The sequence below is a fragment of the Caballeronia sp. Lep1P3 genome, assembly GCF_022879595.1.
Classification (GTDB): Bacteria; Pseudomonadota; Gammaproteobacteria; order Burkholderiales; family Burkholderiaceae; genus Caballeronia.
Map to the genome: position 1 here is coordinate 199,637 of NZ_CP084269.1, position 21,837 is coordinate 221,473.

Sequence of the window (21,837 nt, forward strand, 5' to 3'; positions counted from 1 at the left end):
AGAGCCGGTCCACCGAAAGGCGCATTCGCCGGAGTGAGACGTTGAAAGTGAAGCGGTTTCTCCATACGATCATGGTCGCTGCATCACAGCGAGCAACTCGAACAGGAGCCTATGAGCATCGACGCAGACGCCTATCTAACGGCCATCCTCAACCGTGAAGCCGTCGATACGAGCATATTTTCGCCCCTCTGGAACGTCCAGGCGGCGCTCCAGCCGCTTCTTAATGAGTGGGCAAACCGGTATCTTCTCGATGTCCGGCCGAGCGGTTCATTTTCCAAAGGCACGGCCAACGCCTCCGGGACTGACATCGACCTTTTCATATCGTTATCGGATCAGACGCCCGAGACGCTGAAGGAGGTCTACGAAAAGCTCTTCGCGCATCTCGGGGAGAAGGGGTACGCGCCGAAGCGGCAAAACGTGTCTATCAATATCAAGGTCAATGGTTTCGACGTCGATCTGGTGCCGGCGAAGCGGCAAAACTATCTGACGAGCGATCACAGCCTCTATGTCCGTCGCAAAGACACCTGGAAGAAGACGAACATCGATACGCACATTGCGCATGTCACCGCGGCCGGAAGGCAACAGGAGACCCGTATCCTCAAGCTTTGGCGCAATCAGAAGGGCCTAGAGTTTCCTTCGTTCTATGTCGAACTCGCTGTCATTAGCGCCCTACAGCTTGAATGGCTCGCGCCCTTGTCTGGCCGCGTTGTGAAATGTCTGGAGTATTTCCGCGATTACCTGCCTACGGCGCAGATCGTCGATCCTGCCAACACCAACAACATCATTTCCGACGATCTGACCGCGGCTGAAAAGCGGGCGATCAGCAAGGCTGCCGCGATATCGCTGCAGGGGTCTTGGGAGCACGTGGTCCGATGAGTGAATGGTCCCTTCAAACGCTGCTTTCAGGCCTGCACGACAAGGTGCAGCAAAGCCTTGCTGTGTCTCGGCAGTCTTTCGGCCACCCCGGAACCAAGGGTGATGCGAGCGAAAAGGCGTGGCTGGATCTGCTTGAAACGTATCTGCCGCGCCGGTATCAGGCGGCTACGGCGCACGTCGTCGACAGCAAGGACGGGTTCAGCCAGCAGATGGACATCGTCATTTTCGACCGGCAGTACACGCCCTTGATCTTCGAGCACAACGAGCAGCTCGTCATCCCGGCCGAAAGCGTATATGCCGTATTCGAAGCAAAGCAGTCGATCAATGCAGGGCAGGTGAAATACGCCCAGGAGAAAATCGACAGCGTTCGGCGCCTGGAGCGAACGAGCATGCCCGTTCCCTGGCTGAAGGGCGTCGCGGCTGCCAAGCCGCTCCACCATATAATCGGCGGCCTATTGACGTTCGAAAGCGACTGGAAGCCGCCCCTGGGTCAACCGCTTGCCGACGCGCTCCAGATTCAGCCTGAGAACCTGCACAACCGGCTGGATATCGGTTGTGTGGCCGCTCACGGTCTGTTCAGCTGTGATGCACAGGGGGCCGTGACGATTTCACCGCAGAGCAAACCTGCGACGGCGTTCCTGCTGGAACTGATCGCAAGGCTGCAGGAAATCGGGACCGTGCCGATGATCGACATTCGGGCCTACGCGCACTGGCTTGCGGAGTAGGCGTAAGCGCTTGGTCGCGGTTGACCCAGGGGTAGCATGAAGGCCGCAGCCCATGCGAGTACGGTCCGCGCACCATCGATTCCGGGACACCCTGGACAGCCGGTTCAAAGGTCGAATCCAGCACTCTGCGACCGAGACCACGGTCGTCTTTCTGGTTAAGTACACGGCCGCATCACCGCGACAGTTTGAAACGATGTCGCTGCCCGGCCAAACGGTGCAAGTCAAAACGCCTGTGTCGAAAGACGGCTATAGGGTTATCCCTAATACGGCAATAATCTGTTGTTCACTCGCTCATTAATCTTAAGCGGACGCTTACCTAAACTGAGATCACTGAAACGCAAACAGGGCTGTTTGCGAAGAACAAAGATCTGGAGGTAAGCATCATGAAACTCGCAACTCTTATCGTCGCCGCTGCACTCGCTGTCCCCGCAGTCTCGTCTTTCGCGCAAAGCCAACCAGTGACGCGCGCGCAAGTTAAGGCAGAACTTGTGCAGCTCCAACATGCTGGTTACAACCCGAGCACGGAGCGGACGACGTACCCGGCAGAAATCCAAGCTGCCGAAGCAAAGGTCGCCGCACAGAACGGCCAGAATAGCTACGGTGGCGTCGCCGACACTGCATCGGCGTCGGGCGGCCCGGCTCACACCGGCAATAGCATCGCTCCCGTTTATTTCGGTCACTAATCGACCGAGCGAGCCAAGTAGCTCGCGCTAGGTACTAGAGAACTGGCCGCTGCCGGGATACCGCAGACGGCCAGTTTGCTTATTAGCACCTCCGCCACCGGCATAGCCGATGGCTTGCCCAGCACCGGCGAGGTCCTGGGCTTTTTTTGCGCTCTCGACTTCTTCGTGTGTCTACGGGAAGAGGATAGCGGCGACGTCGCGGGCGCTATGCAGGACGTGAATGACGTCGATGCGCTCGGGGTGCCCGGTGACACGGTAGAAAATCTGGTAGCTGCCGTGAACACGATGTCGCACGCCGCGATGTTCGTAGCGAGGCACGAGCGGGTAGGCGAGGGGCATGTCTGCGAGACTCATGCACTTGTCGCGCAGCTCGCGAACGAAGCTCAAGGCACGGCGAGGGTTGTCGCGGGCGATGTAGTCGCCGATGGCCTCAAGCTCGGCCTCGGCGCCAGGCAGGATGCGAACAATCATGCCTTGCGGTTCACCATCGCCTGATACTTGGCTTCGAGCCGGTCGAACACCTCTTCGGCGGCTTTTCCTTGACCGGCGTCTGAATCGGCGATGCCCCGCTCAATCACGGTATCTAGCGCGGCAAGCTGCGTCTCGCGATCCTGAATCAGTCGCACGCCTTCGCGGAGTACTTCGCTTTTCGAGCCGTAGCGTCCTGACTCAACGAGCTTCGTAATGTAGCCCTCAAGCTGCTGTCCAAGGTCTGCGCTAATCATGGTTCCTCCTAGTCGGTGCTAATAGTGCAACGCTTATCAACTATTATCAAGCGGGTTGGAGGCCTTTTTGAAGCCCTGGCTCTTGGCCAGTCCCATAGCGAGCTTGAAGAAAAAAGCCCGCCCCATAAAGGGCGGGCTAATTCCATGTCCGGGGGCAGGACCATGGAGGAGACGCTCCTCCGATCGCAATCGTCGTCCTATCAGCGGCTCATAGGCTCAGTAGCCGTAGTACGCGCGGCGCCGCTCGTACTCTTGGCGCTCCCGCCATTCCCGACGCTCGCGCCATTCGTGCTCGCGCCATTCGCGTTGACGCCAGTCTTCGCCGTAGACGACCGGTGCAGGCACGGTTTGGTAGACCACTGCCGGCGGAGGTGGCGGGGCGTAATAGACCGGCGGCGGAGGCGCGGTATAGACGGGCGGGGGCGGCGGCACATAAACCGGCGGCGCTGCATAAACGGGCGCGGCGACAAAGCCGACACCGACGCTAACATGCGCCGATGCACTGATGGACGCGCTGGCGAGACTGATGCCGATCGCCGTTGTGAGCAACCCGGTGAGACTCATCGCGTGAAGTGGTGAGCGCGTCTTTTTGTTGCTGCTGGCCATGTCGGCTCCTGGAGGTGATAGCGTCTTAACGCTTCGCCAAGATTCTCGTGGACAGCGCCGTTCGGGACAGTCCTCGGCATAGCAGGGGCATGGGCAGTTTGTCTCACTGGCGGCGCTGCGGCTTCGCCACAACGACGAGTGGATTCGCAATGTTGCGTCGGCCGGCTTTAGAAGTCGGTTCCGTTGCCGATAGTAGGTAAGCGATCGCGCCGGAAGTCATGCTCCCCGTTGATCGCAGGTTTTACTCGTCACGCATATCTGTGAGTACGCTTTGAACAATCGTCAAAACCGTTTCTGGAAGACCGCTATTGCTGCAGCGCTCTTTACATCATTGGCGCCCCGTGTCATGGCGGGCGACGCTTCGTCATTAGACGTTGCTGGAATAAAGCTCGGGATGTCGCCGTCACAGGTGCAATCCAAGATCGCCCAGCATTTCGGCGTGCCAGTCACTAAGCTCAAGACCTACTCGCAAGCCGACTTTGTTGTCGGCAACAAGCCGGTCATACAGTCCGTTAGCTACGGAGCCAACGGAGAGAACCTGTCGGTCAGCTTCACAGTAGTAAGCCGGGATCCCGCCGCTCCTCCTGCAGCCAGCAACGTTACCTACGAGGTCCCTTTCTCTCGTGAGAACTCCGACCGCATGAAGGCCGCAGCCCTCGCGAAATATGGTCCGCCCACCATCAATTCTGGAACGCTGGACTGGTGCGTTCAAAGTTCGAATCCAGCACTCTGCGACCAAGACCACGGTCGTCTATCTCTCGCACAAACCAAAATTGAGCTACAGGACCCGCGGATCACCGGGACATATTCGAAGCTGTACGATGAGGCGCACAGCACGCAGCCTCGCATGTGACGTCCGTTGCGTGAGTCAGGGCGCTTGATGTCCGCGTCCGGTGCATCCCGAGCATGTTGCTAGCGTTATGCGTATTCGCCTTCACCGACGCTTGCCGATGAGTGGAAAGCCACGCCGACGCGCATCCAGCACGCGGGGCGCGTCGTGGCCGTCGCAGAACGCGGGTGATACAGGAAATTGGCGCGGGCCCGCATGTCGTTGGGATCTCACAAGGTTGAAAGACGCAAGCTCTGCAGTCGGAGGAACCGCAACGATTGGCGAGGACGGCAGTGCGAAACTAACAGCCCCTCCGACAAGGGCAGGATCGGACTCGCTGACAAAAGCGTGCGGCAACGGGGAAAAGAGTGTTTGAAAAGAAAGTAGTCCAACGTGAGATCATCGTCGTCCAGCGCGGCTCGCGCTTCGGACGGGCGATCCTGTTCGTCGTATGGGGCCTTCCAGCGATTGCGCTGATCGGGCATTGGATAGACGACGCGATTCGCCACCACGGGGCTCGGCCTGTGCTCGGGCACGCACATCATCGCTCCGCGGAACAAAAGCCGGCTACGCCGGGCAAAGGGGGCTGACGTGCGGACCTTTTGCATAGTGGCGCTCGCGTCACTCATTTCAGCGTCAGTCGCTGCAGAACCGTTGCCCGTACCACACAGTCAGCGGGGCATGAATTGCTACATCGAATCGAGCGGCGTGGCGACATGGTTTGACCGCCTGGAACGCACCGGTAAGACCGCTGACCAATTAATCGCCGAGTTGGCGGGTAGCGCGGCCGTCAGAAAGGCGATCGCGCACGAGATCCGTCGTGCCGACGACTTGCGCAGGGAGTGGCCGCGCACCGATGACAGAGATACGCCGCAGCCGTTGCGCGACCAGATCACAGCAGACCGTGCGAGCACAGTGGGCGTCAGGCTGGCGATTCAGTGCATGGAACATGGCGGTTAGCCAAGCGACTGCGCTAGGACGAACCCGCGATCGATGCACGAAGAAGCTGGCCGCTGCCGGCGACGCTTGTTCTATGCACCGCACGGAAGCGAAGGATTAGCGAGGACCGCGCGCACGCGACGCCCTTGCCGCTCGTGGGTACTTAGGAAGGGCGCTGTGCCGATGCGCACCAGGGTGCCGCCATTTGCGGCCGTAAGGCGCAGGCGGCCGAATTCAGTGCGGAACGGGTCAACGACTCTTGCAGATGGAATGTATCCGACTCGCACCCTGCGAGGCTCGCTCAGGCACCGGACGCCGGAGGAAGCCCCCGGTTGTGTACTCATCCATCTACAGGGGCGTACTGGTAGCGGCCGGCAGCAGGCCATCTATGCGGGAAGAGCTTAGTTCAGTCAGTCGCACGTTCGTCGGGCTTCGGCCTGCGGTAGAACTGCGCGGCTTCGCGCAACATCCGCTGCTTCTCCGCTTGCACGTAGATCGACGTCGTCTGGAGCGACGCATGTCCCAGGATCTTTTGGACGACGTCGAGCGGGACGTCCTCGGCTGCCGCGTGCGTGCCGAACGTATGGCGAAAAGCGTGTGGCGAGGTGCCCGCCAGTAGCTTGATTTCCTCCACAGACAAGTCTTTGCTCATCTCGGCAATCAGCCGCCTCATCGCCCACTCGATCATCTTATTGATGCCGTCGACGTGGTAGGCGAGGGCGGTGCCGTCGGCGTACTTCTTTTGGCCTCGCGTTGTCCGAGGAATATAGAGCGTCGATAGCAGCGGGCCGTCCTTTGCCGCTTCGAACTCAAGCCCGCGATCCCGCCAATGCGCCGTCAACGCCGCAATCGTCGCGGGGCTGACCGGAACTGTCCGTTGTTTGTTGCGCTTGCCCACGACGGACAGTTGCCAGACCGTTTCTTCGTCGTCGCCGTGATGCGTCGGGGACATCGCCTCGCGCCTCGCGTTGACCAGCTCTTCTCGACGCAGGCCCGAGTCGCCGCTCAGGAGGAGCGCAACGCGGGTCGAGCGCCAATAGGCGCCGTCTTCCCGGCCGCACTGCGCGTCGATGTGCGCGCGGATGCGCTGCCACAGCGAGGGCGGAAGGGCGCGCTCAACCTTGATCAGGTCCTCCCGCTGGACGACGATGGGGTCGGAGACGGCCGTCCACGGATTGCCGGCGAGGTAGCGTACGTTGACGAGCCACGCGAAAGCCGCGCGCAACGCCCGCACCGCATACCGTTGGCTCTCCAAGCTCAGTTCCGTGGTCGCGAACGGCTTCCAGCGGCCGCTGGCTCGCGACACACGAGGACCCACGAAATCGGGCGCGGGCGCGCGCAAAAAGTCTTTGTAGGCCTCGCAGTCGTCGGCCAGCAGCGAACTCAGCGGTTTGCGCCTGACGGTGACCGACCAGAGCAGGAAGCGCTCCAGTTCCTTGGTATACGCGCGGAGCGTCTTCGGTTGATCGCGGTAATGATGGAGGTACGCCCGCACGGCATCAAGATCGTGGCTCGCCCGGATGTACGGAAAGCTACTGTGGCGGTTCACGCCGTTCCCGCCTGCGAGTTCGTGCGCCAAGCTCAGGCGTTCAAGGGGTACGAGGGTGCGCGAATCCGTATCAAGCGTGACAATCTCCGCCTCGGACGCGCGCAGGGGATCGTCCAGCACGACGTCGGGCTCGACATGCAGTCCGAGTTCGGCCTCATGCCGTCGCAGCCACGAAACGACCCGCTGCGCGCGGCCCGGTCCGATGCGCGGCACCGCCCGCCACCAACTGCCGCCTCGGCGGTTACAGAAGTCCACCAGTTCGGCCAGTGTGCCGATACCCGCGTCTTTCAGCCGTCGCGCCACCAGCGGCCGGAACCACATGCCCACGCCGTGCGTCGGTTCAGGCTTGGCAACGGCCAACAGCGCCGCCTGTTCGACCATCTTGAGCGTCACGGCCGTCAGCTTCGCGCTGCCGTGCGCTTTGGCCGAGGACTTCAGGTGATCAGCCAGCACCGACGAGCCGTGCTCGAGCGCCAGCTCGACCAACTCCGCCTGCATGCGCCGCAGGAACGACTCGACCCAGCCGGGCGTCGCCTCGTTGCCATCGTCGTCCTCGGAGAAATACAGCCGCGTGATCGTCGCGGCGGGCACGCGCTGAACGAACGCCCGCAACGCGGCGAAGTGATTGCGCGTGTACGCGGCGCGGCTTTTCGTGACGATTTGCGGCTTGTTGGCCATGGCGGCGGCTTCTTGTCGTTGTTCGGAGGCCCGTCGGGACGGGGCGTAGGCGCCCTACCCCCCAATTTTACCCATTAAACGTAATCCTGATAATACGAGTTATCAGGATTAGGATGGGGAGAGGACGCCCCCCGAAGGTCGTCGTTCAGCCTGCCGACACAAATCCGGGCCACCTCACTAACTGGTTGGCGCGGGCTCGTTCAACCCGCACTGCCCAGCGTTTGCTGGGCGACTGTATAGCCCTTGCCGCCTGCCCGGCGCAGCGGCGCAGCGGCGCATTTAGCGACTGCCTTTTTTGGCATGAGCCCGCGCTTGCCGCCGAGATTGGTAGCCGCCGCAGCCGGAGTGGTGCTGGTGGCCGTGGCGGTTACGGGGTGCGAGGTCGTGGAAAAAGAAGATCTCGGGGTGCCCTCAAGAAAGGGATTTTTTCGTACGTTAAGCCTTCGCGCAGGTCGTTTTCGCGGCGCGCAACGGCCTGAATCGGCCTTTGGCGACGCGTTTGTTGGCGTGCCACACGTAGTCGCCCGTCAGGTTGATGTGATTCCAGCCCAGTGGCGCGATGTGCGGGATAAGGCTTTCGTCGATCTCCCGCTGCTGCCGAGAGGCGGCGATCGCCCGCTCCAGATACACGGTGTTCCACAGCGTGATTGCAGCTACCACAAGGTTCAGGCCACTGGCCCGGTATCGCTGGTTTTCGTAAGAACGATCCCGTATCTCGCCCAACCGATAGAAGAACACCGCCCGTGCCAGCGAGTTGCGGGCTTCGCCCTTGTTCAGTCCGGCAGACACACGGCGGCGCAATGCCGGGTCTTGGAGCCATTTCAGCGTGAACAGCGTGCGCTCGATGCGGCCGAGTTCACGCAAGCCGATAGCGAGGCCGTTTTGGCGCGGATACGCGCTGAGTTTGCGCAAGATAAGCGACGCCGTCACGGTGCCTTGTTGGATCGACGCGGCCAGGCGGACCACGTCATCGAATTCCCGTTCGATCAGTTCCCGATTGATCGAACCGCCAATCAGCGACGACAGCGCTGGCCAGTCGCCTGCCTTGCCCGGCACATATAGATTCTTGTCGGCCAGATCGGCAATACGCGGCGCAAACTCGAATCCCAGGAAGTGGCATAGCGCAAACACGTGATCGGTAAAACCAGCGGTGTCCGTATAGTGTTCTTCGATACGCAGCTCCGACTCGTGATACAGCAAGCCATCGAGCACGTGGGTGGCATCACGCACCGGCGAATTGATGACCTTGGTGTGGAACGGCGCGTACTGGTCGGAGATGTGCGTATAAAACAGCACGCCGGGCTCGTTGCCATACTTTGCGTTGCGATATCCTGAGGCTTGACCGTGCCCACCGGCGCGGAACCGCTGACCATCCGATGACGAGGTCGTGCCTTCGCCCCAATATGCCGCGAAAGGCAAGCCATGCTGATAGTTGACTAGCTCGGCCAACCCCTTCTGGTAGGTCTCGTCGCGGATATACCAGGCCACCAGCCACGAAAGTTTGGCCACGCTCGTGCCTGGACAGGCATCGGCCATTTTCTCCAACCCGAGGTTAAATGCGTCAGCAAGGAGCGCGGTCAGTAACAGTGTCCGGTCCGGCGGCTCCGAGTCGCTTTTCAGATGGGTGAAGTGCCGGGTGAAGTCGGTCCACTGATCGACCTCGAGCAGCAGATCTGTGATCTTTACGCGCGGCATAAGGTCGTAGACTTGCTGCGCGAGTATGTCGGCCGCCGCCGGGGTTGCGTCGTCAAGCGGCGTGATCTTGAGTCCTTTATCGTTCAGTTCAACGTCGGTTAGCTCGCCGGCCGCTGCGAGCCGTGCCGTTTCGTCAAGCGCCTCGCGCAAGCGGGCGAATCGCTCGTCGAGATAGGCGGTCGCCGAAGCCTCCACGACCAGCCCGAGTCGGTTCTCGCGATGTTGATCGTCAAACGTTGCACGGGGTATCAGATATTCGTCGAAATCCTTGAACTGCCTGCTACCGATAACCGATACGTCGCCCGAACGAAGCGCGTTCTTCAATTCGCTCATCGCGGCAAGCTCGTAGAACCTGCCATCGATGCCGCCTTCCTTAAACACGAACCGCCCCCAACGCGGTTTGACGAAGGCCGTTGGCGCATCGACCGGCACTTTTCGGGCGTTGCTCCGGTTCATCTCGCGTAAAGCTTCAATCGCGTTCATCAGGTCCTGACGTGCCGACGCCGCGCGGAAATCGAAGGTTTCAAGGAACGTCGGAGAATAGCGCCGCAACTGCGTGAAGTGGTCGACGAGCAATGCCATGGAGTCAAACTCCGCGTCGCGAGAAAGTTGTTCCGCTTCCCGCACGCTCGCTGTAAACGCATCCCACGGCACGATGGCCTCGATCGCCCGGAACGGATCCTCGCCGGCCTCCTTCGCCGCGATAAGTGCTGCGCCGACCTTTGCATAGAGGCGTACCTTGTCGTTGACAGCCTTGCCATCGGCTGCAAAGCGCTTTTCGTATTTGTGTTTGGCCTTGGTGAAGAAGGATCCGATGAGCCGATCGTGGAGATTCAGGATCTCATCGGTCAACGTCGCGGCGGTGTCGAGTAGAATCGCCACTAGCGTGGCGTGACGTCGATCGGTTTCGTATTCCTCGAGCTGGTAGACAGCAGTCTGGCCGCCTTCACGTGCCAGACGAAGCAGACGGTTCTGATGGATCGTATGGCCAATTCCTTCCGGCAGACCGAGCGATCGAATTGCCTGCAAGCGCTCAATATGTGCGAGAACGGCTTTCGCACTGGGCTCGCCCGGCGATTGCCGTAACCAGGCGAGCTTACTGACGGGGCGATCGGTGAGCGGCAACAGGAGTTGGTCGAGAGCCGAGCGCTGCTCACCTGATAACGGCGTCGTCAGCAGGCGGTGCACTTCGCGCTGTGCACGTGTGGCAACGGCCGCGCATAGTTTCTCGAGCGCAGGTACCGGAGGCAACAGCACATGCCGACGCCGGAGTTCGTCAACGGCAGCCTGTGCAAGCACGATGCCCTGCGTGGTCTGCATCGCGAGCGGTAATAACAGCTCGACCAGCTCGCGATAGTGTTGCCGACTGAATTGCACCAGACCCAGCCGGGCCAGGAGCTCCTGCAGATGTTCCCGGCGCGTTTCGTCACGCGCAGCGTCCACGTCCCACACCGCCGGCGTAACGCCCAGTTGCGCCGCGACGATTCCAATGATCGGCGCATGTGGTTTCTCGGCAGGTCCCAGCACCCGGCCTGGATAGCGCAGGTAGACCATCAACACCGCGATGCCGAGGTGGTTGTGGCCACCTCGATGCTGTCGAACAAACGCGAAGTCCTCCGTTGACAACGTGGCCATGCGGATCAACTCACTTTCATCCGCGGGGAACGCGAGTAGCTGGATTCGCTGGTCGGGGGTGAGCAGTTCTCGGCGGGGCAAGATTCACCTCGTCGAGCGCAGATACTGATACAGGGTTTCGCGGCTGATTCCGAACTCGCGAGCGGCCTGGGCTTTGCGTTCACCGTCGTCTACCCGACGGCGGAGGTCGGCGACCTGGGCGTCGGACAACGCCGGCTTGCGCCCCCGATAAGCGCCGCGTTGCTTTGCCAGGGCGATGCCCTCGCGTTGGCGCTCACGAATCAGCGCGCGCTCGAATTCCGCGAAGGCTCCCATCACCGACAGCATCAAATTCGCCATTGGCGAGTCCTCGCCCGTGAACGTCAAACATTCTTTCGCGAACTCAATGCGCACCCCGCGCTTGGTCAGCACCTGGACGATGTGGCGGAGGTCGTCCAGATTGCGAGCTAGACGGTCCATGCTATGCACGACCACCGTGTCGCCGTTGCGCACGAAGGTGAGCAACGCGTCGAGCTGCGGCCGCTTCGTGTCCTTTCCCGATGCCTTCTCAGTGAAGGTCCGGTCAAGCTCGATTCCGTCGAGCTGGCGCACGGCGTTCTGCTCGAAGGTGCTGGCCCGCACATATCCGACACGCTGGCCGTTCATGACGGATTTCCGGTAAAGATGTCAGATTGAAATCTATGACTTTCCGAATCGATCGTCAAACAATCGATAATGCGGCCCTATCCTGACGTTTCTGACAGGGCTTCCCTGACATCAGGATAGGGTATGCCTCAGCCTGACGCGAACGGTGGCTGAGAGCGCCGATGCACATGTCAGCGGGGCGCCCGGAACGCGCGCAGCGCCCGTGTGAGCGACAGGGCAAAGAGCGCCAGCAGCACAACCACGGCGATGCCTTTATGCTGGCTGACGAGTGCTCCGGCCGCAGTGCCGGACAGCACCAGCAGCACGATCGGTAGATGGCATGGGCAGGTGAGCGCCGCGAGTGCACCCAGAACAAGGCGCGCCAGCGGGCGCTACGAGACAATCCGACTGCAGTGGGGTCACGCACGGTCTGTGCTCCCCGCGTTTCGCAGACAGGTGGCCCGCAACAGCCGTTCGGCACGCTCGCATCCCACGGCGAAGGCATCGTGAACGCTCACAACCTCGATGCCGGGGTGCGTCGCGGCCCATTGCTGACCGGTGGCGGCAGAGGCAAAGAAATGCACATGACAGCAGAAAGCATGGCGGATGTCGGGCGTGTCCTGCGGCAGGATCAGCGACACGGCCGCGCCCGCCGGCGCAACATCCTCTATCACCGTGGGCGTGACCGTAAGCGAGACCGGCACGCCAGTGGCCGCACAACGCGAAACCACTTGGGCCGTCCGGTCGATCAGCGCCGGGAAAAACAATGTGTCGAAGGCGCACCACGTGTACAGGCGTCGGCCGCCGACTTCGAAAGTGTGCGGGGTCTCACGCAACGTCAAACCGTAGCCGACGACTTTGCCATCGTCGTCCCACTCGGTGCTGACCGCCTGTTCGAGTGCAGCCGTCACACGCCCGACGGGCCAGTCCAGCGCCAGGGCCAGCACGGCGGGAGAAACCGGCGCCCCCTTGCTGAGTTCACGCAGCAGCGCGACAAAGAGATCCGCAAAGCCTTCCGACCGGTTACCCATCGTCAGGCGCTCGACCAGTTCGGCCGTGCAGCGGGCAAGGTTCATCGTTGTCCCCCGTGGGTTATCCGGCGCAGCACGAGAGCTGCGTAACGTCCTTCGAGAAGGTCTGCGCGGCGAGCTTGAGCCCCTCCACCATCGTCAGGTACGGGAACAGCTGGTCAGCGAGGTCCTGCACGGTCATTCTTGCGCGGATCGCGATCGCGGCCGTCTGGATGATTTCGCCCGCCTCGGGCGCCACCGCCTGCACGCCGATGAGGCGGCCGCTGCCGGCTTCCGCCACCAGCTTGATGAAGCCATGCGTGTCGAAGTTCGCCAGCGCGCGCGGCACGTTATCGAGCGTCAGTGTGCGACTGTCGGTCTCGATACCCGCCTGGTGCGCCTGCGCTTCGCTATAGCCGACAGTTGCAACCTGTGGTTCGGTGAAAACGACCGCCGGCATCGTGTCGAGATTCAGCCGCGCATCGCCGCCGGTCATGTTGATCGCCGCGCGCGTACCGGCGGCCGCCGCGACATAGACGAACTGCGGTTGATTCGTACAGTCGCCCGCCGCATAAATGTCCGGTGCGCTCGTACGCATGCCGGCGTCGATCACGATGGCGCCGTGCTCGTCGAGCTGCACGCCGGCACTTGCCAAGCTCAGACTGCCGGTGTTGGGCGCGCGGCCCGCTGCCACCAGCAGCCGGTCAGCCTGTACATCGCCGTGGTTCGTGGTGAGGACGAACTTGCCATCAGCATGCGATACGTGGTTCGCCTGGGTCTGCGTCAACACCTCGATGCCCTCGGCGCGAAAGGCCACCGTCACCGCTTCACCGATCGCAGGGTCCTCCTGGTAGAGCAGTGTGTGACGGGCCAGGATGGTGACCTGACTGCCCAGCCGTGCAAAGGCCTGGGCCAGTTCCACGGCCACCACCGACGAGCCGATCACGGCCAGTCGTGCGGGAACCGTATCGCTCGCCAGCGCCTCGGTCGATGTCCAGTACGGCGTCTCCTTCAGTCCCGGAATCGGCGGCACCGCGGCCGTTGCACCGGTGGCAATCAGGCAGCGGTCGAACGACACCGTGCGTTCGCCGCCATCGGTCAGCGTGACGGTGAGCGTATGGCTCTCAGTGAAGCGCGCCTCGCCGCGCAGAACATTGATGTTCGGGCTCGTGTCGAGAATGTTTTCGTATTTGGCGTGGCGCAGCTCGTCCACGCGCGTCTGCTGCTGGGCGAGCAGACGCGGCCGGTCGATCACCGGCGCCACTGCGCTGATCCCCGCATCGAAGGGGCTTACCTGCCGCAGATGCGCGATATGGGCGGCACGGATCATGATCTTGGACGGCACGCACCCGACGTTCACGCACGTGCCGCCGAGGGTGCCGCGCTCAATCAGTGTCACCCGAGCCCCGCTTTCGGCGGCCTTCAACGCAGCCGCCATGGCAGCGCCACCACTGCCGATCACGGCGACCCGCAGCGTGCCGTCATCGCCGCTACGTTTCGCACGAGCGCCCGCCGGGCCGAACACCCTGTCGGGCAGACCTGCGGAGTGAGCCGGCACGTCGGCAACCCTGGTGTGGTAGCCAGCCGTCGTCACGGCGGCAGCCAGCGCGTCGTGGCTGACTCCGTGATCGGCCGTCACATCGGCGAGCGACCTGGAATACGAGACCGCTGCCGAGCGCACGCCGGGCACCTTTTCCAGCGCCTGCCTGACGTGCTCCGCGCAGGAAGCGCAGGTCATCCCGTCGATCTTCAAGGTCATCATGGGCTTGCTCCTTTCCGCCATGGATTGGGTTGGGTGCGTCATCGATCACCTTTTCGCACATTGCTCGCGCCTGGTTCACGCGTATCGGTGGGACAGACGCGGCGCGCCGGGGAGAACAGGTCCCAGATCGATGTCGCCAGCATGATGGCGAGACCGGGATAGAGCAGCCAGCCGCTGCGCTCGCCATAGGCGCGCATCACAAACACGGCTGCCAGCACCAGCAGCGGGCCGATCAGGCCAGGCGCGGTACGGCGCCACTGCCGATGATTGAGCCACCCGATCAAATTGGCGAGCAATGCGACGCCGGCAAAGACTGGTAGCAGGATGCGGATGAATAACCCTTCATACTGGCTCAGGAAGCCCAGTCCAATGGTCGCACCCAGACTGGCGATCGCGGGGAAGCAGCTCGCACAGCCCATCGCCGACACGATGCTGCCGAGCAGACCGGCCTTATCGGCCGCGCGTGTGACGAACGACATTGCAGTACCTCCGTAGTTTCACTGTTTGACCGACGACGGATAGCCCGCGTCCGCGGTGGCCTTGGTTAACGCCTGGACGTTGGTCCTGCTGTCGTCAAACGTCACGATGGCTTCCCTCTGGTCGAAACGCACATCCGTTTTTTCAACGCCGGCAACTTTGGAAAGCGCCTGTTTGACTGTGATCGGACAGGCTGCGCAGGTCATGCCCGGCACCGACAACTTGACGGTCTGTGTGGCCGCCCAGACCGGGACCGCGAAGACGGTGAGCGCGAGTGCAGCAAGTAGCTTTTTCATGATGAACTCCAGGTTCAATAGAACAGGGGCAGGACGTAGGGGAAACCGAGCGCGATCAGTACCAGCGCCACCACGATCCAGAAGATGAGCTTGTACGTGGCGCGCACCTGTGGAATCGCGCACACCTCGCCGGGCCTGCACGCCGCGACGGGCCGGAAGATGCGCCGGCCGGCGAAGAACAGCGCAACCAGCGCGGCGCCGATGAAAACCGGCCGCCAGGGTTCGAGCAAAGTCAGGTTGCCGATCCAGGCCCCGCTGACACCCAGCGCGACGAGCAGCAGCGGCCCGAGGCAGCAGGTCGACGCGAGGATCGCGGCCAGTCCGCCGGCAGCGAGCGCGCCGCGCCCTTTCTGTGGTTCCGCCATACGCTTGCCCTTCCGGATTTCCGATGAGTAGCGTAACCTTACTTCCGTACCTATGTACGGAGTCAAGCGGTATGAAAAACGGTTGCGAAAGCCTGACCATCGGTGCCTTCGCGAAGGCGGCCGGTGTCAATGTGGAGACGATCCGGTTCTATCAGCGCAAGGGATTGCTGCTGGAGCCGGAGAAGCCGTACGGCAGTATTCGCCGCTACGGCGCGGCGGACGTCACCCGGGTGCGGTTCGTCAAGTCGGCCCAGCGGCTGGGCTTCAGCCTCGACGAAATCGCGGATCTGCTGAAACTGGAAGACGGAACGCACTGCGACGAAGCGAGCAGCCTCGCCGAACACAAGCTCAGGGACATACAGGGCAAGCTCACCGATCTCCAGCGCATGGAGGCCGTGCTGACCCAACTCGTGTGCGCGTGCCATTCACGCAGGGGTAACGTGTCGTGTCCGTTGATTGCGTCATTGCAGCGAGGTGAAGAATCAAGTGACGCCGGCGCCGTGTAAGGGGTATTCGGCCTTAACGTACGAAAAAATCCGTTTCTTGAGGGCACCCCATTTCGGCAACCGCGACGCCGACACGTAAATGCAACGATTTACCTGAAAAGTTTTCATCCAAACGTTGACATTTTCCTAATCGGGGGATACGGTCATTCGCTATTCGCAAATAGCGAATGTGAGGAACTGGGCAATGTTAAAAAGTCAAGATATTTTAGTTGCGTTGAAGCTCACCAGCCTCGCGCTCCAGAGCAAAGCAAAGGCAAATGAGAGAATTCCGTTGTCGACGTGGAGGGGCTGGGAAGAGCAGTCCGAGGAAGTCGGCCGCCAAGAGATCGATGCCTCTCGCTTCTTCGCGGACAATGGCCAATTGCGGTGGACGTACGCTGATCTTTCACAGACGCTACGGCTCAGCGCGTCAGAGTGCAACGCGGCCGTGAAACGGGGACTCACTAGTGGACTGCTATCGGTGTCGCTGAAAAGTTCGCAGCCGCGCCCTGCGCCTAAGCAGCTGCTCGAATTCATTGTTCACGGCGTGAAATATGTATTCCCGGCTAAAGAGGGACGACTTGCAAGGGGCGTCCCGACCGCTTTCGGTGCCCCGGTACTGAAGGGAAGGATGCTGACCGCCGGTGAACATGAGTACGTATGGGAAGATGCACAAGGGCTTTCGACCGGCCTGAGCATTGAGCCGTTGCATAAGTCAGTGCCTTTTGCAGTACGCGCCGACCCCGTCTTATATGAGCTGCTCGCCTTGACTGACGCCATAAGGTTCGGCAAGGCAAGGGAAAATACTTTGGCCACGGAGAGCCTGAGCAAGAGAATGCTGTCTATATGAATACCTTCGATAGACTACAGATGATGCTGGGAGCCGTCTCGACTGCGCTCGGGGACGACCTACTCGATCGCGTCGCGTTCGTCGGTGGTTGCGTAGTTGGGTTGCTGTTGACTGACGCCTACAGCCGTCAGCAAGTGCGGGCGACCGATGACGTTGATCTGGTCGTTGACGTCGTCTCCTACGCGGAGTATGCAAAGCTCGAGGCGATGCTGCGTGACAGAGGATTCGTAGTCTCCCCATACGATGATGTGAATTGCCGCTGGCGACTAGGGGAACTCATCGTCGATGTAATGCCAACGGATGAAAAGATTCTGGGATTTTCCAACAGGTGGTATCCGCAATCGCTCGCTACCGCACAGTGGCATCAGTTGGACGGAGGGGCCAAGCTCAAGGTCGTACAGGCCCCTTACTTCCTAGGCACAAAGCTGGATGCATTCGAGAATCGAGGTGCATCGGATCTTCTCGCCAGCCGCGACGCAGAAGACATATTCAATCTCGTGGACGGGCGCGAGAGCCTGGAGTATGAGATCGCGGCGGCAGAAGCTCCGCTGCGAGAATTCGTCACTGAATCGATCTCGCGATTACTCGAACACTCGGACTTCGAATACGCGATCCAGTCTGCGACAAACGGAAACATGGAACGTTCGCAGATGCTCTTTGACCGGTTCACGACACTGGCTAAAGCCAAGCGTAGCGATGCCGTTTGACTTCCGTTGGAGCAGCTCTCAGGGACGCACCTCACCCAGCAACGATGACTACGCGGGCCTCGCGGTCCTTCGCTCGCACGCGCTGGCAGTAGTCATCGACGGCGTATCGTCGCGCGCCAACAGCGGCGCGCTCGCACAGGAGCTATGTCGTCGAATCGTCGACAAGGCGGTCCAAAGTCGTTCTCTCCCCAGTGAGCAACAGGCCAGACTGTGGCTCCGAAAGACCCATGAAGAGATCGTTCAACTGCGGCTTGGGCCTGCGGCCGCCGCGTACATGATTGCCTGCTTCGACGAAGAGTCTGTGTTATTCACCTTGCACGCCGGAGACTGCAGGTTCGGACTCGTAGGGGTGGACGGGACTCCCGACTGGAAGACGCCGATCCACTCGCTCGCGACGGCTCTAACGCCTGTTCATGAAGACGTCCTTGCGCAAGCTGAGGGGCGCAACCAACTGACGAGAACGTTCGCGACGCGGCGGTTTGCGGAACCGGAATACCGAGAGTGGCGCCTCGCTGTTTCCAGTGCCGTCGTTTTAGGGACGGACGGTTTCTGGGCATCGACCGAACCAGAAGCGCAAGCGCTGGCGTGCGCGTCGGAAGCGGTTGACCTGGCATTTTGCCAAGAGGAAGACAGTAGCGTCCTTCTTGCTGCCTTTTCCAGCTCGTTTTCCGTTCACTTCCCCGATGGCACGCCAAATCTGTATGTCAAATTTAGCGAGTTCTAACGGCGGGCCGCCGCCGTTTTGAGTTGCGGCGACGCGCGCAAGCAATCTGCCGCATGTCGTTGTCGACGAAGCATTGAGAAAGCAGCGCGCCGGTAATTCTCGGCGCGCTGGCTTTAGACTTTGCCTTCAGGCCCTCCCATCCGCGTTGCGGTTAGGGCTTAGACGCGTCGTCCGCCGCATCTTTCAGGTTTTCCTTCGCGTCGGCCAGATCTTTGCGCGCCTCACCCGCGACCTGCTGAGCGTCGCCCTTGGCTTCCTGTGCAGGATCGTCCGTCATCTTGCCGACGCCCTCATTAATTTTGCCCTTGACCTTCTCGCCGACCCCTTTCACCTGATCTTCATTCATGGCTGTCTCCTGGTTCGCCTGCAGCGCGCAGGCACATCGAGGCGCGCAAAAGTTATGCCGGTCCTCTTCCTCTTCTGTCGGATTACCCGTGAAGCCGAACATAACGGCCTCTCAGAGAGACATGACGCACGCGCCGACGCCTTTGGTCGAACGTCGGCTTGACTCTCCCACGCGAACCGTAACCTGTCACTTGCACTGCGCGGGCTAAACAATCCGAACGGGTTGCCGTTATGCACAGTTGCGCCCATATGCGGCAGTCGTGCGCATTTCACAATCTGCGACAAGAACAAGTGACAAAGGAAAAAACATGTATTTCACCACGCCCGAATGGTGGGAAGACGCCCGACAACTGGCCGAGATCCAGCGCAACGTTACTGCCAAGATCGTAGAGTCGTCAGTCGCCGCCGGAATGACCGACCTGGAAGCGAGGCGCAAGGCCTATGGGATGTTTCTCGACCTTGCGAAGGCAGAGATGAATTTGAGCAGCGTGGTACTTCGCCAGACTGTCGGTATCTATGAGCGCTTTGGGCAGTCGGAGATGAGGCCCGAGCTGACGCGACTGTTCGGACTTACGGACATTTCTGCGCTCACTTCGAAAAGCGACGAGGAGGTGAAGCTTGCGCTGACGCTGAAGAAAGCCGATCCCCATATTACGCGCCATGAACTGATGAGCCGTCTGTCGATGCACTAGACTCACGGGTGACCGTGCGGCGGGCACGGTCGAACGGTCTTTTCCAAATTTGTAAGATCACGCAACGATGCTCGAATCGTATAAGAAGCTGAACACGTCTGACTGGATGGAAATCGGTCGGGAGCTACTGGCCTACAAGAAGCAAGTGCGAGCCGCGTACCCGGCTAACTCCATGTACCACGAAAGGCGCGCTGCTCAACTCTTCTATGACTACGCCGAAGTCACCCACAAGATCAAAGAGCAAACGGCGAGAAACCTGATCAGGAACTACGAACGGTTTGGCGCGTCTCATATGCGAGACGACCTTGAACGTGCTTTCACCACTAGCGAGTTGACTATGCTGTCGGCGAGGACAGACGATGAGGTCGCTGCCGCACTCAGGTTCAGGCTGGCGAATCCCCAAGCTGGCCGCGAAGAACTGAGAGCCTATCTCAAATCGACGACTGCACAGCATGTACTCGATCACTGACGTTGAGCAGGGCATCAACTATTGGCGGGGGCGCCAAGCTTCGACGGACGATTTTTCCATCTGCCCGCGCGGCCGCGTCCTCGCTGATGTCTATGGCTCGATGATTTTCCACCAGCAAGAATTCGTTGAGCCACGGAGCCTCACACCGGAACAGAACGAGGCGCTGAGCCTAGCCCTCGCCCAGAAAGAGCTTTTCTAGGTAGTACGTCTAGCGGAACGGCGTGTCGGAAAGCTCAGCACACCTACCCTGTCAAGTGAGCGCCCGTCTGCCGTTAATTGAGCCATTGCAAATCTTCCACGGCTCACACGGCTCACATGTTCTCTTCTATTCGCAGTCGCGTCCTTGCCGCCTCTGTTGCTATCGTCGTTGGCGGACTTGCCGTCAATACGGGCGTCAATTATGGCGTCGCTCATCGCTATAACAGCGAATCTATCGACAACAGCCTCACGGCCCTCCTGACCGGACACGAGGCCGGTATCGAGGAATGGGTCACGTCGAAAACGCAGATGATCGTCTCTGTTCAGGACGCTGCGCTAAGTCCTGATCCGGTACCGTTCCTCAAACAAGTCGCATCCGCTGGCGGGTTCACGAACGTGTATGTCGGCTATGCGGACAAGACGGCGAAGTTCTCCGATTCCACCGGTATTCCTGCCGATTACGACCCAACAGGACGGCCTTGGTATAAACAGGCGGTCGAGGCCGGTAAGCCGGTGGTGACACCACCCTACGTCGACGTTGGCACCGGCAAGCTGGTGGTCGCATTCTCCGCGCCGATCATCCGTGACGGCGCGGTCAAGGGCGTGGTATCGGGTGACGTGGCGATGGACAGCGTCGTTGCGAACATCAAGTCGATTCATCCGACGCCCCCAAGCTTCGGCATGTTGGTTGACCGTAGCGGCCAGATTGTCGCCGCCTCGGATGCGAAGCTCACACTGAAACCGGTGACTGAGGTCTCCAACGAACTGACGACGGACGCGATCAGCACTGCCTCTCAGGAACAATCGCATGCCATTGAAGCGACCGTCGATGGTGCGACGAAGCTGGTACGGGCTCGGGCAGTGCCGGGAACGAATTGGCTGACACTCGTTGCGCTCGACAAGTCGGAAGCGACGGCGGGGATGCGTTCCCTGTTGACTGGATCAATCCTCTCGCTGGCAGTGCTCGCCGCAATTGCCGCCGCTATCATCGGCGCCGTCACTGGCGTGGCCTTCAGGGGACTCGCGAAGGTGCGCGACGCAATGGAGGCCATCGGTTCGGGCAGCGGAGATCTCACCCAGCGCCTGCCGGCGACCGGCAACGACGAAGTGGCGCAGATCGCCCGCTCGTTTAATACATTCGTCGGCAAGATTAACGGCGTGATGGTGCAGATCCGCGACAAGAGCGAGGCTGTGCGTCATGCCGCCAACGAGATTGCTTCGGGCAATCACGATTTGTCGCGTCGCACGGAATCGGCCGCTGCAAGCCTCGAGGAAACCGCTGCTTCTATGAAAGAGATCACTTCTACCGTGACGCAATCGGCCAGCGCAGCCCGGCAGGCTGACCAAACCGCGACGACCGCAGCGAGCGCCGCGTCTCGTGGTGGCTCCGTCGTCTCCGACGTTGTCTCAACGATGAATGAGATCGAGGGTGCATCCGGCAAGATCGCCGACATCATTGGCGTGATCGAGGGGATCGCCTTCCAGACGAACATCCTTGCGCTGAACGCCGCGGTTGAGGCCGCACGCGCAGGCGAGGATGGTCGTGGATTCGCTGTCGTAGCCGGTGAAGTTCGAACGCTCGCTCAGCGTAGTGCCCAGGCCGCAAAGGAGATCAAGGAACTGATCGACTCGAGCGTGACGAGCGTGTCGACCGGCGCGTCGCTGGTTCAGCAGGCGGGCGAGACGATGACCGAAATCGTAGGCCGGGTCTCAAGCGTAACCACGATCATCGGCGAGATTACGAACGCGGCCGACGAACAGACGCGCGGCATTCAGGAAATCAACCGTGCCGTGGCGCAGCTCGACGAGATGGTTCAGCAGACGTAGGGCAAATTAAGTCTGTCAACGCGGAATCCCGGCGTGGCAAGGGCGCGCGGTTCGAAAGTGACCACT

At 60.9% G+C, this 21,837-nt stretch carries 25 protein-coding genes and 1 pseudogene; 13 read left to right on the top strand and 13 right to left on the bottom strand.

Annotation, left to right across the window (positions count from 1 at the left end):
* Window positions 1-111 precede the first annotated feature (111 nt).
* The 3 genes from LDZ27_RS27520 (at window position 112) to LDZ27_RS27530 (ending at window position 2,284) form a co-directional block, all read left to right on the top strand.
* Entirely contained in the window at window positions 112-876 is a 765-nt protein-coding gene (locus tag LDZ27_RS27520; RefSeq protein ID WP_008343069.1) for a nucleotidyltransferase, read from the top strand.
* Complete coding sequence (locus LDZ27_RS27525; RefSeq protein ID WP_008343067.1) at window positions 873-1,601, top strand: DUF6602 domain-containing protein; 729 nt, start codon at window positions 873-875, stop codon at window positions 1,599-1,601. The genes LDZ27_RS27520 and LDZ27_RS27525 overlap by 4 nt, the downstream gene beginning before the upstream one ends.
* A 383-nt stretch (window positions 1,602-1,984) precedes the next feature.
* Complete coding sequence (locus LDZ27_RS27530) at window positions 1,985-2,284, top strand: DUF4148 domain-containing protein (protein WP_008343065.1); 300 nt, start codon at window positions 1,985-1,987, stop codon at window positions 2,282-2,284.
* Window positions 2,285-2,455: 171 nt separating this feature from the next.
* On the opposite strand, the gene LDZ27_RS27535 is transcribed toward LDZ27_RS27530, so the two are convergent.
* The 3 genes from LDZ27_RS27535 to LDZ27_RS27545 all read right to left on the bottom strand — a co-directional run bounded on the left by LDZ27_RS27535 (window position 2,456) and on the right by LDZ27_RS27545 (window position 3,573).
* The gene (locus LDZ27_RS27535) at window positions 2,456-2,755 is read right to left on the bottom strand and encodes a type II toxin-antitoxin system RelE/ParE family toxin (RefSeq protein ID WP_008343063.1); all 300 of its coding nucleotides are present in this window, start codon (window positions 2,753-2,755) and stop codon (window positions 2,456-2,458) included.
* Window positions 2,752-3,009, bottom strand: coding sequence for a type II toxin-antitoxin system ParD family antitoxin (locus LDZ27_RS27540; RefSeq protein WP_008343061.1), 258 nt, complete (start codon window positions 3,007-3,009; stop codon window positions 2,752-2,754). Before LDZ27_RS27540 ends, LDZ27_RS27535 begins: the two co-directional genes overlap by 4 nt.
* Window positions 3,010-3,225: 216 nt before the next feature.
* Window positions 3,226-3,573, bottom strand: coding sequence for a hypothetical protein (locus tag LDZ27_RS27545; RefSeq protein ID WP_035472786.1), 348 nt, complete (start codon window positions 3,571-3,573; stop codon window positions 3,226-3,228).
* A 313-nt stretch (window positions 3,574-3,886) separates the two neighbouring features.
* On the opposite strand from LDZ27_RS27545, the gene LDZ27_RS27550 reads away from it, so the two are divergent.
* Window positions 3,887-4,468 (top strand): hypothetical protein, encoded by a 582-nt coding sequence (locus LDZ27_RS27550; protein ID WP_244818519.1) that lies wholly within the window; start codon window positions 3,887-3,889, stop codon window positions 4,466-4,468.
* Window positions 4,469-5,125: 657 nt separating this feature from the next.
* Window positions 5,126-5,404, top strand: coding sequence for a hypothetical protein (locus LDZ27_RS27555; protein ID WP_244818520.1), 279 nt, complete (start codon window positions 5,126-5,128; stop codon window positions 5,402-5,404).
* A 385-nt stretch (window positions 5,405-5,789) separates the two neighbouring features.
* On the opposite strand, the gene LDZ27_RS27560 is transcribed toward LDZ27_RS27555, so the two are convergent.
* The 9 genes from LDZ27_RS27560 to merT all read right to left on the bottom strand — a co-directional run bounded on the left by LDZ27_RS27560 (window position 5,790) and on the right by merT (window position 15,474).
* Window positions 5,790-7,610, bottom strand: a complete 1,821-nt coding sequence (locus tag LDZ27_RS27560; RefSeq protein WP_008343052.1) for a site-specific integrase — start codon at window positions 7,608-7,610, stop codon at window positions 5,790-5,792.
* 435 nt (window positions 7,611-8,045) lie between these two features.
* Window positions 8,046-11,021 (bottom strand): Tn3 family transposase, encoded by a 2,976-nt coding sequence (locus LDZ27_RS27570; protein ID WP_008343050.1) that lies wholly within the window; start codon window positions 11,019-11,021, stop codon window positions 8,046-8,048.
* A 3-nt stretch (window positions 11,022-11,024) separates the two neighbouring features.
* Entirely contained in the window at window positions 11,025-11,585 is a 561-nt protein-coding gene (locus tag LDZ27_RS27575; protein ID WP_244818521.1) for a recombinase family protein, read from the bottom strand.
* 170 nt (window positions 11,586-11,755) lie between these two features.
* Complete coding sequence (merE, locus tag LDZ27_RS27580) at window positions 11,756-11,950, bottom strand: broad-spectrum mercury transporter MerE (protein WP_244818640.1); 195 nt, start codon at window positions 11,948-11,950, stop codon at window positions 11,756-11,758.
* Window positions 11,951-11,983: 33 nt separating this feature from the next.
* Window positions 11,984-12,640 carry an organomercurial lyase MerB gene (gene merB / locus LDZ27_RS27585; RefSeq protein ID WP_008343607.1) on the bottom strand — a complete coding sequence of 219 codons (657 nt, stop codon included), beginning with the start codon at window positions 12,638-12,640 and terminating at the stop codon, window positions 11,984-11,986.
* 16 nt (window positions 12,641-12,656) lie between these two features.
* Window positions 12,657-14,336 carry a mercury(II) reductase gene (merA, locus tag LDZ27_RS27590; RefSeq protein ID WP_008343605.1) on the bottom strand — a complete coding sequence of 560 codons (1,680 nt, stop codon included), beginning with the start codon at window positions 14,334-14,336 and terminating at the stop codon, window positions 12,657-12,659.
* A gap of 38 nt (window positions 14,337-14,374) precedes the next feature.
* Window positions 14,375-14,815, bottom strand: a complete 441-nt coding sequence (gene merC, locus LDZ27_RS27595) for an organomercurial transporter MerC (RefSeq protein WP_008343603.1) — start codon at window positions 14,813-14,815, stop codon at window positions 14,375-14,377.
* Between the two features lie 18 nt (window positions 14,816-14,833).
* Window positions 14,834-15,109 (bottom strand): mercury resistance system periplasmic binding protein MerP, encoded by a 276-nt coding sequence (merP, locus tag LDZ27_RS27600; protein ID WP_008343600.1) that lies wholly within the window; start codon window positions 15,107-15,109, stop codon window positions 14,834-14,836.
* A 14-nt stretch (window positions 15,110-15,123) separates the two neighbouring features.
* A complete protein-coding gene (gene merT, locus LDZ27_RS27605; RefSeq protein WP_008343598.1) occupies window positions 15,124-15,474 on the bottom strand; it encodes a mercuric ion transporter MerT in 351 nt (116 codons plus the stop codon).
* Between the two features lie 71 nt (window positions 15,475-15,545).
* Here merT and merR point away from each other — a divergent pair, with 71 nt between their 5' ends.
* From merR to LDZ27_RS27625, 4 genes are all read left to right on the top strand, one after another.
* Window positions 15,546-15,980 carry an Hg(II)-responsive transcriptional regulator gene (gene merR, locus LDZ27_RS27610; RefSeq protein WP_008343596.1) on the top strand — a complete coding sequence of 145 codons (435 nt, stop codon included), beginning with the start codon at window positions 15,546-15,548 and terminating at the stop codon, window positions 15,978-15,980.
* Window positions 15,981-16,164: 184 nt separating this feature from the next.
* Window positions 16,165-16,809, top strand: a complete 645-nt coding sequence (locus tag LDZ27_RS27615; protein ID WP_008343594.1) for a hypothetical protein — start codon at window positions 16,165-16,167, stop codon at window positions 16,807-16,809.
* Window positions 16,806-17,516: a hypothetical protein gene (locus LDZ27_RS27620; protein WP_008343592.1), complete on the top strand. Its 711-nt coding sequence runs from the start codon at window positions 16,806-16,808 to the stop codon at window positions 17,514-17,516. Before LDZ27_RS27615 ends, LDZ27_RS27620 begins: the two co-directional genes overlap by 4 nt.
* On the top strand, window positions 17,506-18,240 hold the full coding sequence (locus tag LDZ27_RS27625; RefSeq protein ID WP_008343590.1) for a protein phosphatase 2C domain-containing protein: 735 nt from the start codon (window positions 17,506-17,508) through the stop codon (window positions 18,238-18,240). Before LDZ27_RS27620 ends, LDZ27_RS27625 begins: the two co-directional genes overlap by 11 nt.
* A gap of 151 nt (window positions 18,241-18,391) precedes the next feature.
* Here LDZ27_RS27625 and LDZ27_RS27630 read toward each other — a convergent pair whose 3' ends face one another.
* Window positions 18,392-18,586 carry a CsbD family protein gene (locus LDZ27_RS27630; protein ID WP_008343588.1) on the bottom strand — a complete coding sequence of 65 codons (195 nt, stop codon included), beginning with the start codon at window positions 18,584-18,586 and terminating at the stop codon, window positions 18,392-18,394.
* A gap of 307 nt (window positions 18,587-18,893) precedes the next feature.
* Between LDZ27_RS27630 and LDZ27_RS27635 the strand changes: the two genes are divergently transcribed.
* The 4 genes and pseudogenes from LDZ27_RS27635 to LDZ27_RS27650 form a co-directional block, all read left to right on the top strand.
* Window positions 18,894-19,277 carry a hypothetical protein gene (locus LDZ27_RS27635; protein WP_008343587.1) on the top strand — a complete coding sequence of 128 codons (384 nt, stop codon included), beginning with the start codon at window positions 18,894-18,896 and terminating at the stop codon, window positions 19,275-19,277.
* A gap of 67 nt (window positions 19,278-19,344) precedes the next feature.
* A complete protein-coding gene (locus tag LDZ27_RS27640) occupies window positions 19,345-19,746 on the top strand; it encodes a hypothetical protein (protein ID WP_008343585.1) in 402 nt (133 codons plus the stop codon).
* Window positions 19,730-19,945, top strand: a complete 216-nt coding sequence (locus tag LDZ27_RS27645; RefSeq protein WP_008343582.1) for a DUF3717 domain-containing protein — start codon at window positions 19,730-19,732, stop codon at window positions 19,943-19,945. Before LDZ27_RS27640 ends, LDZ27_RS27645 begins: the two co-directional genes overlap by 17 nt.
* A 116-nt stretch (window positions 19,946-20,061) precedes the next feature.
* Window positions 20,062-21,765, top strand: a pseudogene (locus tag LDZ27_RS27650) (methyl-accepting chemotaxis protein); the annotation flags it as partial.
* Window positions 21,766-21,837: the final 72 nt, after the last annotated feature.